At 63.1% G+C, this 10,837-nt stretch carries 12 protein-coding genes; 11 read left to right on the forward strand and 1 reads right to left on the reverse strand.

Annotation, left to right across the window (positions count from 1 at the left end):
- The 4 genes from EOA85_RS16270 to EOA85_RS16285 form a co-directional block, all read left to right on the forward strand.
- Window positions 1-331: extracellular solute-binding protein (locus tag EOA85_RS16270; protein ID WP_348627910.1), on the forward strand; the 331-nt coding region annotated here is incomplete at its 5' end.
- A 185-nt stretch (window positions 332-516) separates the two neighbouring features.
- Entirely contained in the window at window positions 517-1,125 is a 609-nt protein-coding gene (locus EOA85_RS16275; protein ID WP_127210334.1) for a cupin domain-containing protein, read from the forward strand.
- A complete protein-coding gene (locus tag EOA85_RS16280) occupies window positions 1,115-2,200 on the forward strand; it encodes an ABC transporter ATP-binding protein (RefSeq protein ID WP_127210336.1) in 1,086 nt (361 codons plus the stop codon). Before EOA85_RS16275 ends, EOA85_RS16280 begins: the two co-directional genes overlap by 11 nt.
- A 38-nt stretch (window positions 2,201-2,238) precedes the next feature.
- Complete coding sequence (locus EOA85_RS16285) at window positions 2,239-3,666, forward strand: aldehyde dehydrogenase family protein (RefSeq protein ID WP_127210338.1); 1,428 nt, start codon at window positions 2,239-2,241, stop codon at window positions 3,664-3,666.
- A gap of 66 nt (window positions 3,667-3,732) precedes the next feature.
- On the opposite strand, the gene EOA85_RS16290 is transcribed toward EOA85_RS16285, so the two are convergent.
- Window positions 3,733-4,425 carry an FCD domain-containing protein gene (locus tag EOA85_RS16290; protein ID WP_065010097.1) on the reverse strand — a complete coding sequence of 231 codons (693 nt, stop codon included), beginning with the start codon at window positions 4,423-4,425 and terminating at the stop codon, window positions 3,733-3,735.
- Between the two features lie 175 nt (window positions 4,426-4,600).
- Between EOA85_RS16290 and EOA85_RS16295 the strand changes: the two genes are divergently transcribed.
- From EOA85_RS16295 to EOA85_RS16325, 7 genes are all read left to right on the forward strand, one after another.
- Window positions 4,601-5,596 (forward strand): ABC transporter substrate-binding protein, encoded by a 996-nt coding sequence (locus EOA85_RS16295; protein WP_127210340.1) that lies wholly within the window; start codon window positions 4,601-4,603, stop codon window positions 5,594-5,596.
- Between the two features lie 12 nt (window positions 5,597-5,608).
- On the forward strand, window positions 5,609-6,436 hold the full coding sequence (locus EOA85_RS16300) for an ABC transporter permease (protein ID WP_095518231.1): 828 nt from the start codon (window positions 5,609-5,611) through the stop codon (window positions 6,434-6,436).
- Between the two features lies 1 nt (window position 6,437).
- Window positions 6,438-7,241 carry an ABC transporter ATP-binding protein gene (locus EOA85_RS16305; RefSeq protein ID WP_065010100.1) on the forward strand — a complete coding sequence of 268 codons (804 nt, stop codon included), beginning with the start codon at window positions 6,438-6,440 and terminating at the stop codon, window positions 7,239-7,241.
- A gap of 6 nt (window positions 7,242-7,247) precedes the next feature.
- A complete protein-coding gene (locus EOA85_RS16310; RefSeq protein ID WP_127210342.1) occupies window positions 7,248-8,003 on the forward strand; it encodes an ABC transporter permease subunit in 756 nt (251 codons plus the stop codon).
- A gap of 2 nt (window positions 8,004-8,005) precedes the next feature.
- Window positions 8,006-8,704 (forward strand): fumarylacetoacetate hydrolase family protein, encoded by a 699-nt coding sequence (locus tag EOA85_RS16315; RefSeq protein WP_127210346.1) that lies wholly within the window; start codon window positions 8,006-8,008, stop codon window positions 8,702-8,704.
- Window positions 8,697-10,247, forward strand: a complete 1,551-nt coding sequence (locus tag EOA85_RS16320) for an acyl--CoA ligase (RefSeq protein WP_127210344.1) — start codon at window positions 8,697-8,699, stop codon at window positions 10,245-10,247. The genes EOA85_RS16315 and EOA85_RS16320 overlap by 8 nt, the downstream gene beginning before the upstream one ends.
- On the forward strand, window positions 10,244-10,837 hold a 594-nt coding region (locus tag EOA85_RS16325; protein WP_245485811.1), incomplete at its 3' end, for a 2-dehydropantoate 2-reductase. The genes EOA85_RS16320 and EOA85_RS16325, both read left to right, overlap by 4 nt.

Consider the following 10,837-nt stretch of genomic DNA (forward strand, 5'->3'; position numbering starts at 1 on the left):
GGGCGTGCCTGTCGAGTTCATGAAGCCTAGGGAAGGCATGCTGACCTGGGCGTGCGGCTTCGTCATGCTCAAGGACGCCAAGAATGTCGACCTCGCCTATGACTTCATCAACAGCCGGCTGGAGACGGATTCGGGAAAATACTTGATCCAGGCCTATGGTTACGGCAGCTCCAACAGCTCGGCCTTCGCCGCGGTGCCGAAGGAGGAGCTGGAAAAGCTGCAGCTGCCGTCCGATCCGGAAGTGATGCTGAAGACCACCGTCTTCACCGGGCCGATGAAGCAGAATGACGAACTCGCCAAGATGTTCGAGAAGGTCAAGGCAGGCGGCTGAGTTCGCTCTTCCTTCTCCCCTTGTGGGAGAAGGTGGATCGGCGCGTAGCGTCGAGACGGTAGAGGGGTGCTCGACGGAATGCGGGGTTTGCCAAGCTGGAACACCCCTCATCCGACCGAGCTTCGCTCGGCCACCTTCTCCCACAACGAGGAGAAGGGAAAGCGTTGGCAAACGAGGAAGTATGCATGGACATGCTGAACGAAGCGGCTGAAAAGCCGAAAGACGACGCCGACGTGCGGGTCGGCCGGCGCGTGCGGGCGCTTAGGCTGGAACGCAATCTTTCGCTGGCCGAGCTTGCCGCCAAGGCCGGCGTTTCGATCGGGGCGCTCAGCCAGATCGAGCGTGGCCTGTCCTCGCTTCGCGTCAAAGTGATCTGGCCGCTTGCCGCCGCTCTCGATATCGAGCCGTCGGCGCTGATCGCCGACGGCAACGGTGCCGGCAACGATCTCTATTGCGTGCGGGCCAATAGCCGTCGGCAGATCCCGGTGAAATCTGAAGGCATCGCCAAGGCGCTGCTGTCGCCGCCGGCCGCCACGCTCACCGGCATGCTGGTGACGGTGGACGCCGGTGGTGGCACCGTCGAAGCCTACGCCCATCCCGGCCACGAATTCGGTTTCGTCCTGTCGGGCGAAGTCGAACTCGTGGTCGATTCAACCACCTATGGGCTGAAGACCGGCGACAGCTTCGCCTTCAAGAGCACCTTATTGCATGCCTTCCGCAATCCGGGCGCCGAGCGCTGCCAGATTCTCTGGGTCAACACGACCAAGCCGTCCGAGGTTCGCGATGGCGCCTGAACCTCTCGTCCGGCTGGATGCGGTCTCGAAGATTTTCCCCGGCGGCATCGTCGGTCTCGACGCCGTCGATCTCGACATTGCCCGCGGCGAGTTCCTGACCTTGCTCGGGCCCTCCGGCTGCGGCAAAACCACCAGCCTGCGGGTGATCGCCGGTTTCGAAAGCCCATCGAGCGGACGGGTGTTGCTCGAAGGCCGTGACATCACTTCGCTGCGGCCGTTCGACCGGCCGGTCAACACCGTGTTTCAGGACTATGCGCTGTTTCCGCACATGGACGTTGCCGAAAATGTCGGCTTTGGCCTGTCGCTGCGCAAGCTTTCTGGGGCTGAACAGGCAAAGCGCGTCGGCGAAGCGCTCGACATGGTCGGCCTTGCCGAGAAGCTCGGTGCCCGCGTGTTCGAATTGTCGGGCGGCCAGCGCCAGCGCGTCGCGCTCGCCCGTGCGATTGTCTGCGAACCGCGTGTGCTGTTGCTCGACGAGCCGCTGTCGGCGCTCGACGCGCATCTGCGCGAACAGATGCAGGTCGAATTGAAGCGGCTGCAGTCGCGGCTCGGCACCACTTTCGTCATGGTCACCCACGACCAGACCGAGGCGCTGTCGATCTCCGACCGCATCGTCGTCATGAACAAGGGCCGCATCGAGCAGATCGCACCGCCGGCCACGCTCTACGACAGGCCCGCCACAAAATTCGTCGCCAGTTTTATCGGCACGATGAATCTTCTGCAGTCGCGCTTTGTCGGCCGTGACGGCGATCGATTGCGCTTCAGCGCCGGCGCCCTACCGCTCGAAGCCACGTCGGAAACCGGCGAAGCGCCCGGAGAAGGCGCGGTGCGAACCATCGGTGTGCGTCCGGAGGATCTTTTAGCGACGACCGAAGCAGCGACCGGCACCGCGCCGGTGCGGGTGAGCAGCATCGTCTTTCACGGCCGCACCCTGCGCCTGCACGCCGAATTGTCGCAGGGGATACCAGTGGTGATCGATGCGCCACGCCGGGCGGAAGGTTTTCAATTCAGCGTCGGCGATGTGGCGCATATCAGCCTGCGCCGCGGCGCTAACTGCCCTATGCTGCCCGGCTGACCTGATCCCCATCCTTCCAAAAAACCGGAGCACCACCCATGAGCGATCACCTGAACTTCTTCATCGACGGAAAATGGGTCGCGCCCCTAGTGCCGGCAACGCTGGACGTGATCGATCCATCCACCGAGGAGGCCTATACGAAAATCTCCGTCGGTGGGAAGGCGGATGTGGATCGCGCTGTGGCAGCGGCGAAGGCGGCCTTTCCGGCCTTCTCGCAGACCAGCAAGGCCGAGCGCCTGAAGCTGCTGAAGCGCATCCTGGAAGTCTACAACGAGCGCTACGAGGACATCGCGCAGGCTGTCAGCCAGGAGATGGGCGCGCCGATCACCTGGGCGCGCGAGGCGCAGGCCTGGGCGGGCAGGGCGCATATGGAGTCCACCATCAAGGCGCTGGAGGATTACGAATTCAGCGAGAAGCGCGGCACCACCATGGTGGTCAAGGAGCCGATCGGCGTCTGCGCGCTGATCACGCCGTGGAATTGGCCGCTCAACCAGATCGTCTGCAAGGTGGCGCCGGCGATCGCCGCCGGCTGCACGGTCGTGCTAAAGCCTTCCGAGATCGCGCCGATCAGCGGCGTCATCTTTTCGGAAGTGATGGAAGCGGCCGGCACGCCGAAGGGCGTCTACAACATGGTCAACGGCACCGGTCCGGATGTCGGACAGGTCATGGCCGGCCATCCCGACGTCGACATGGTCTCGTTCACCGGTTCGACCCGGGCCGGCATCATCGTCGCCAAAACAGCGGCCGAGACGGTCAAGCGAGTCGCGCAGGAGCTCGGCGGCAAGTCGGCCAACATCGTGCTGCCCGATGCCGATTTCGAGAAGGCCGTGCGCAAGGGCGTGAACGCCTGTTTCGGCAATAGCGGCCAATCCTGCGATGCTCCGACGCGCATGCTGGTGCCGGCCGGCCGCCACGACGAGGCGCTTGCGATCGCCAAGAAGGCAGCCGAGGCGCACAAGGTCGGCGATCCGCGCTCGGAAGAAACCAAGCTCGGGCCGGTGGTCAGCAACATCCAGTTCGACAAGATCCAGCGGCTGATCGAGGCCGGCATCGCCGAGGGTGCGACACTGGTCACCGGAGGTCCGGGTCGGCCGGAGCACCTCAATCGCGGCTACTATGTCAGGCCGACCGTCTTCGGCCACGTCACACCAGGCATGACAATCGAGCGGGAAGAAATCTTCGGGCCGGTGCTTTCGGTCATGTCCTACGATGACGATGACGACGCGGTGAAGATCGCCAACGACACCGTCTATGGCCTCGCCGCCTATGTGCAGTCAGGGGACATCGACCACGCACGCAAGATCGCCGGCCGCTTGCGCGCCGGGCAGGTCTCGATCAACTATCCGGAGTGGGACACATTCGCGCCCTTCGGCGGCTACAAGCAGTCGGGTAATGGCCGTGAATATGCCGACTGGGCGATCCATGACTTCCTCGAGATCAAGGGCATCATCGGCTACGGCGCCTAGCGCATGACTGCGAACAGCGCCGCGTGTCCAAGAAGGACGCGCGGCGCGGCGCGTGGCAAAGCCAAGCTATTCGGCGGCTTCGCGGACGGGGATCAAACGCCGCTCGACCTGTTGGAGATGCAGCCGCATCGCCGCCGCCGCGCCGCCGAGGTCGCGCTCGGCTATCGCTTCGACGATCCGTTCATGGTCCGCGAAGCTGTGATGGTCTGCCGGAGGGCGGGCGCCTTCTGAACGAAGACGTCCCCACACCACGGTTCGGCGCACGGCGTTCAGGACGTCGAACAGGCCGAGCAGCACATTGTTGCGGCTCGCCTGCGCAATCTGCCGGTGGAGCAGATTGTCGATGTTCTCGTATTGCCGCCATGTGACGGCTTCCCGCGTCTGCACCAGCGATTGTCGCATCGAGGCAATATCGGAAAGCGTGGCGTGCAGCGCCGCTTCGCGCGCAATCTCGGGCTCGATGATCAGGCGCGCGCGCATCACGTCGGCCGGATTCGTGCGCCCGGCGATTTCCGAAATCCCGATCGTCTCCTCGACCGGTCCACTGCCGACGAAGGTGCCCCTGCCGACGTGACGCCAGATGCGGCCGTCCTTCTCGAGCACCGCCAGCGCCTTGCGCAGATCGCCGCGCGATACGCCGAGGCTCTCCGACAGTTCCCGCTCGGCAGGCAGCCGTGTCTCGCCGGCATGATCCATCTGGGCAAGATAGGCCTGAAGCTGAACCAGGGCGGCGTGGCCGCCATTACCGGGATCGTCCATCAATTTAACCAATTCGCATATGATTTCCCTTTGCCGGTGTTAAAACGATTAGCGGAAACCGTCAACCGCCGAGTTTTCTGGGCCCGCGCATCTGCCATCGCGCAGTTTCTCCTTGACCAATCCGCTCCACAGCCTTAACCAATTAAGGTAATGGTTACAAACGGGAGGAATGACAATGGCCAGCATGACCGGACGTACCGTCCTTGCCACCGCTTTCGCTGCGATTCTTGCATTTGCATCGCACCTGTCGGCCGCAAATGCGGGCGACATGCGCATCGCATTCGGCGACCTTCCCGGTATAGAATCCATCCAGACGCTCGCCGCGATAGAGCGCGCCAAGGAACGCGGCGTGAATGTCGAGCTCATTGTTCTCAATGACGAGGATCTGGCTGCCCAGGCGATTGTCGGCGGCCAAGCCGATGTCGGTATCGGCGCGCCCTATACTTTGATCCAGAAGGTTGGCGTGCCGATCCGCATCTTTGCGCAGATATCGACGCTGCGCTTCTTTCCTGTCGTCAACAGCGAATTTTACAAGGAATGGAAGGATTTGGACGGGCAGGAAGTCGCCGTTCAGGCGCGCGGCTCCGGCACAGAGGCGGTCATGCTCCTGATGGCGAAAAACCACGGCATCAAGCTCGGCAACATCAGCTACGTCCCGGGTTCCGAGGTTCGCCGCAATGCGCTGCTGCAGGGGACCATCAAGGCGTCGATCGTCGATGCCGCCAACAGGCGCGCGCTTGAGGCCGAAGCCCCCGGCAAGTTCATCGTCCTGCCAGTCGAGGATCTCGGCGCCTCGGACGAAGCACTTTTCGCGACCGCAGACTATCTGAAGAACAACGCCGCCGACGTCGACATCCTGGTCGAGGAACTGATGAAGACCGCGCGTGAAATAACTGAAAATCCAACCGTGGCGGTCGAGCTCCGCAACAAGTACAAACTGCTGCCGGATCTCGGCGCGGAGGCTGATAGCGAAATCACCGAATACTACAAGGAAACCGCGGAAGCCGGCAGCCTTGCGCTGAATGGCGGCGGAGTGGATGCGGCCAAAGACGACTTTGCCTTCTTCAGCCTTGCCGGCCAGATCGAAGGCGATCCCGCGAGCCTCAAGGTCGAGGACTTTTGGGATGTCTCCGCAATCGACCGCGCCGTCGCCAAGCTCGGCAAGAAATAGGCGGCCTGCCGGATGGCTGTAAGCATCAGAACTGACGGCGAGGCTGCCGGCCTCGCTTCTCCATCGACTCGAAGCGCAACGGGCGCATCTTGGGACCAGCCGATCCTGCTCAGGCTGGTGTCGATCGCTCTGTTCGCGGGAATTTGGGAAGTGGCCGGGCGTATTCCCGTCAGCTTCGCCTTTCCGACTTTTTCCGACACCATCGTCGCATTTTTCGGATTGCTCGCCGACGGCAGCTTGGCAACTGCCTATCTTTCGACACTGCAGCCGCTGTTGCTCGGCGTTGTCCTGTCGGCGTTCCTGGGTGTCGGCCTCGGCACGATCTGTGGCCTGTGGCGCACCGGCGAATGGCTGGTGATCCCTGTGTTCATCGTGCTTCAGGCAGCACCTGTCGCCGCCTTCATTCCAATGGTCACCTTCGTCTACGGAATAGGCATGACCGCCAAAACGCTCGCCGTCATGATCCTGGCGCTGCCGGTCATCGTGCTCAATACCTACAAGGCCGTGCGCAACGTCAACGAGTCGCTGCTGGTCATGTGCCGATCATTCCTGGGCACACGTTGGCAGACCGTCGCCAAGATCATTCTTCCGGACGCCAGTCCAGTGATTTTTGCCGGTTTGCGCCTCGGCGTCGCTGCCGGGTTCGTCGGCGTGGTGCTCGCCGAGCTGCTGATCACCCCGACCGGCATCGGCGACCTCATAACCTTCCACCGCTCGCGCGCAGACTACGCCGAGATGTACGCAACAATTGCCTCGATCATTGCGCTTTCCACCCTGACGCTCGTCTTTCTGCAGTGGGTGGAAGTCCGTGTTTTCAGGCCGGAGAGTAGAGGTGCTTAAGATGGGCGCGACCGCATTGCGAAATGGACCGTCGCCGGTTCCCGCACCGATCGATTCAATCGTGGAGGTGAGAGGAATTTCCAAGACCTACGGCAATGTCGAGGCGCTGCGCGGCATCGACCTCGACTTTCCCAGGGGCAAGCTGACCAGCCTTCTCGGTCCCAGCGGTTGCGGAAAGACGACCCTGTTGAAGATCATAGCGGGGCTGATACGGGCCGATGGCGGCACTGTCGCGATCAACGGCAAGCGCGTCAGCGCCCCAGGCCCCGAACGCGCTTTCGTGTTCCAGGACTTTGCGCTGATGCCTTGGGCGACCGTGATGCGCAATGTAGCCTTCGGACTTGAATTGCGCGGCACCAACAAGGCCGAGCGTGAGGAGATCGCCCGCCGCTATATAGCTGAGGTGGGTCTCGCCGGCTTCGAGGACAAATACCCGCACGAGTTGTCGGGCGGCATGCGCCAACGCGTCGGGCTGGCGCGGGCCTTGTCGGTCGATGCCGACGTCCTGCTCCTCGATGAACCGTTTTCGGCGGTCGACGAGCAGAACCGGCGGAAGTTCCAGGAAGATCTGATCCGACTGCGCACCAACCAGAACAAGACCTTCATCTTCGTGACGCACTCGATCGAGGAGGCAGTCTACATCTCCGACCGCATCGTCTTGCTGTCACCGAGACCCGGCCGGGTGTCGCAGATCATTGAACCGGAAATCGATCGCTCCGGCGACCCCGAGCGCATTCATCGCGACAGGCACTATCTCGATACGGTCGAGGAGATATGGCAGGGGCTGAAGCAATATGTGGAGTGACCGGTCATGACCCTGTTTGGCTACCGAGTACCAATGATGGCGTCCCTGCTCGTCTGGTGCGTCGTATGGGAAATCGTCGGCCGGCTGGACCTTGTCTTTCTGCTGCCACCGCTTAGCGACGTGCTGGCTGCAGCGGTCGGTTTGGTGCAGACCCCGTCCTGGCAGAGCGCGACGGTCACGACCCTTCGCGCCTTCGCCATGGGCATGGCCCTGTCGATCGTAATCGGCGTGCCTCTGGGCATCCTGATGGGACGTGTCAAGATCGCCGACGACCTGCTCGGCATGTGGGTCAATATCTTTTCAAGCGCCCCGCTCTCGGCGATCGTCCCGGTGCTGATGATCCTGTTCGGCTTCGGCGAGCAGACGATCGTTGCGGCGGTGTTCCTGTTTGCGATCTGGATCATCGTACTCGACACGCGCGCCGGGGTCCGCCACATCTCGCCGTCGCTGATCGAAATGGCGCGTTCCTATGGCGCCTCGCGTCCGGCCCTTTATACCAAGATTATCCTGTGGGCGGCGCTTCCGGAGATCCTTGCCGGCATCCGCCTCGGCCTCATCCGCGGCGTCAAGGGCGTCGTCATCGGCCAGTTGCTCGTCGCCATCGTCGGCTACGGCGCGCTGTTCGAGACTTTCTCGCGAAATTTCCGCATGGCCGAATTCTGGGCCCTGACCATCATCCTTTTTGCCTTCGCCCTGCTGATTGCCGAACTGATCGAAAGGGCCGAAGCCAAAGTCGAATACTACGCAGGAGCAAGACAGTGAACATGCACGGCACGACCTCAAGCTACGTCATCGAACCGAACGCAATCCCCAGCATCCCGGTGGCGGGAACTGACAAGATGTTTCCGGTGCACCGGGTCTATTGCGTCGGACGGAACTATGCCGCGCACGCAGTCGAGATGGGACACGACCCCAACAAGGAGCCGCCATTCTTCTTCCAGAAGAATCCCGACAACCTGGATACGACAGGAGAATTTCCGTATCCTCCGGCTTCCAACGATGTCCATCACGAGATCGAAATGGTCGTGGCGCTGAAGAGCGGCGGCACGGAGATCGCGGCCGAAAAGGCTCTGGACTGCGTGTTCGGTTATGGCGTAGGTCTCGACATGACCAGGCGCGACCTGCAAGGTAAGGCGAAGGACATGGGCCGTCCATGGGAGGTCGGCAAGGCCTTCGAGGCATCGGCGCCATGCACGCCATTGGTTCCGGCAAGTTCGATCGGTCATCCAACCCAGGGAGCGATTTGGCTGGACGTCAATGGCGAGCGAAAACAAACCGGCGATCTCAACCAGATGATTTGGAAAGTTCCGGAAATGATCAGCTATCTCTCCGGTCTCTTCACGCTGATGCCGGGGGACATCATTCTTTCCGGCACGCCGGCGGGCGTCGGGGCAGTTGTTCGCGGTGATGTTCTTCGCGGTCATATCGATGGCGTCGGCGACCTAGAGGTTCGCGTTGTCTGAAGCGGCGTCGATCATTGAACGGCTTGCTGTCGGAGCGGACGATGCGCCGGCGATTTCGGCACCCGACAGGATCACGCTCACCCATGGCGGACTGCGCCGCCTGATCTCTGAAACGGCAGCGCAACTGCACGCGCTGGGTCTCGGCCGCGGCGATCGGGTGGCCATCGTGCTGCCGAACGGGCCGGAGATGGCGACGGCCTTTGTCGCGGTGGCCGCGGCGGCGTCCACGGCGCCGCTCAACCCGGCCTACCGGGCCGACGAGCTCGACTTCTACCTGACCGACATTGGCGCCAAGGCGATCCTGGTTGCCGAAGACGAAAGCGGCCCGGCGATTGCCGTTGCCGAGCGCCTGGGCATAGCGGTGCTCAGGCTCGCAGCACTGCGCGACGCGCCTGCCGGAAGCTTCAGGATCGAGGGCGAACCGATCGGCCCGCCGGCTGCGCCCGAACTGGCTGAGGACGGCGACATCGCGCTGTTGCTGCACACTTCAGGCACCACGTCACGACCAAAGCTGGTGCCGCTCAGCCATGCCAATCTTGCCGCCTCGGCCGCCCATATCGGCGCGACGCTCGGCCTGACATCAGACGATCGCTGCCTCAACATCATGCCGCTGTTCCACATCCATGGTCTGATCGCGGCGGTGCTGTCCTCGCTCGCCGCCGGCGGCAGCGTCTTCTGCACGCCGGGCTTCAACGCGCTGCGCTTCTTCCATTGGCTAGGCGAGGCGCGGCCGAGCTGGTACACGGCCGTGCCGACCATGCATCAGGCGATCCTGCCGCGGGCGGCACGCAATGCCGATGCACTGGCAGCGGCGCCTCTTCGCTTCATCCGCTCGTCCTCGGCATCGCTGCCGCCGCAAGTGATGGCCGAGCTTGAGGCGACCTTCTGCTGTCCGGTGATCGAATCCTACGGCATGACCGAGGCGGCCCACCAGATGGCCTCGAACCGGTTGCCGCCAGGCCTGCGCAAGCCGGGCAGCGTCGGCGCCGCCGCCGGACCGGAAGTGGCGGTGATGGCGCTGGACGGGCAATTGCTTAAGCCCGGTGAGACCGGCGAGATCGTCATTCGCGGGCCTAATGTCACCGCGGGCTACGAGAAGAATCCGGAAGCCAATGCCACTGCCTTCGCGCATGGCTGGTTTCATACCGGCGACCAGGGTGTGCTCGACGGCGACGGCTATCTGCGCGTCACCGGCCGGCTCAAGGAGATCATCAACCGCGGCGGCGAGAAGATCTCGCCGCTCGAGGTCGATGACGTGCTGATGGACCATCCGGCGGTGGCGCAGGTCGTCACTTTCGCCACGCCACACGACAAGCTCGGGGAGGAGGTCGCGGCTGCGATCGTGCTGCGCGAGGGCATGGCCGCTACCGAAGGCGATATCCGCAGCTTCGCCGCGATGCGGCTTGCCGACTTCAAGGTGCCGCGCATTGTCCTGATCCTGGACGAAATCCCGAAGGGCGCGACGGGCAAGCTGCAGCGCATCGGTCTCGCGACCAAACTGGGTCTTGTCAAACCCGGGCTTGCCAAACCCGGGCTTGGATGATGACGCGGATCACGATTTTTGGTGCCGGCGCGATCGGCGGCTATCTCGCGGCCAAACTTGCCATGGCCGGCCGGGTCGATCTGTCGATCATGGCGCGCGGCGCTCATCTCGATGCGATCAAGACGGCCGGACTTCGCCTGATCGAAGACGGTCATGAATCCGTCGCCTCTGTCAGGGCCGCCGCGCAAGCGCAGGAGCTAGGCGTCCAGGACTATGTCGTACTGGCGCTCAAGGCCCATTCTCTCGCGCCGGCGCTCGACCAGATCGCGCCGCTGCTGGGCGAGGGGACGGCTGTCGTCACCATGCAGAATGGCGTGCCGTGGTGGTACTTCCACAAGATCGGCGGTTCGCTCGAAGGCACGCGGTTGCAAGCGGTGGATCCCGGTCGAGCGATCTGGGATCGGCTTGGGCCGGATCGCGTCATCGGCTCGGTCGTGTATCCCGCGGCTGAGGTGGATGCGCCCGGCCTAGTCCGCCATATCGAGGGAAAACGCTTTTCGCTCGGCGAGCCCTCGGGCGAGAAGAGCGAACGTGTCACGCGGCTTGCTGCGGAGATGGTTGCGGCAGGGCTGCAGGTGCCGGTTCGCGAC

The sequence above is a fragment of the Mesorhizobium sp. M5C.F.Ca.IN.020.29.1.1 genome (assembly GCF_003997375.1).
GTDB lineage: Bacteria > Pseudomonadota > Alphaproteobacteria > Rhizobiales > Rhizobiaceae > Mesorhizobium > Mesorhizobium wenxiniae.

Coding starts and splice junctions, on each gene's coding strand:
- EOA85_RS16275 (WP_127210334.1), top strand. CDS start 517: ATGGACATGCTGAACGAAGCGGCTGAAAAGCCGAAAGACGACGCCGAC.
- EOA85_RS16280 (WP_127210336.1), top strand. CDS start 1,115: ATGGCGCCTGAACCTCTCGTCCGGCTGGATGCGGTCTCGAAGATTTTC.
- EOA85_RS16285 (WP_127210338.1), top strand. CDS start 2,239: ATGAGCGATCACCTGAACTTCTTCATCGACGGAAAATGGGTCGCGCCC.
- EOA85_RS16290 (WP_065010097.1), bottom strand. CDS start 4,425: ATGGACGATCCCGGTAATGGCGGCCACGCCGCCCTGGTTCAGCTTCAG.
- EOA85_RS16295 (WP_127210340.1), top strand. CDS start 4,601: ATGGCCAGCATGACCGGACGTACCGTCCTTGCCACCGCTTTCGCTGCG.
- EOA85_RS16300 (WP_095518231.1), top strand. CDS start 5,609: ATGGCTGTAAGCATCAGAACTGACGGCGAGGCTGCCGGCCTCGCTTCT.
- EOA85_RS16305 (WP_065010100.1), top strand. CDS start 6,438: ATGGGCGCGACCGCATTGCGAAATGGACCGTCGCCGGTTCCCGCACCG.
- EOA85_RS16310 (WP_127210342.1), top strand. CDS start 7,248: ATGACCCTGTTTGGCTACCGAGTACCAATGATGGCGTCCCTGCTCGTC.
- EOA85_RS16315 (WP_127210346.1), top strand. CDS start 8,006: ATGCACGGCACGACCTCAAGCTACGTCATCGAACCGAACGCAATCCCC.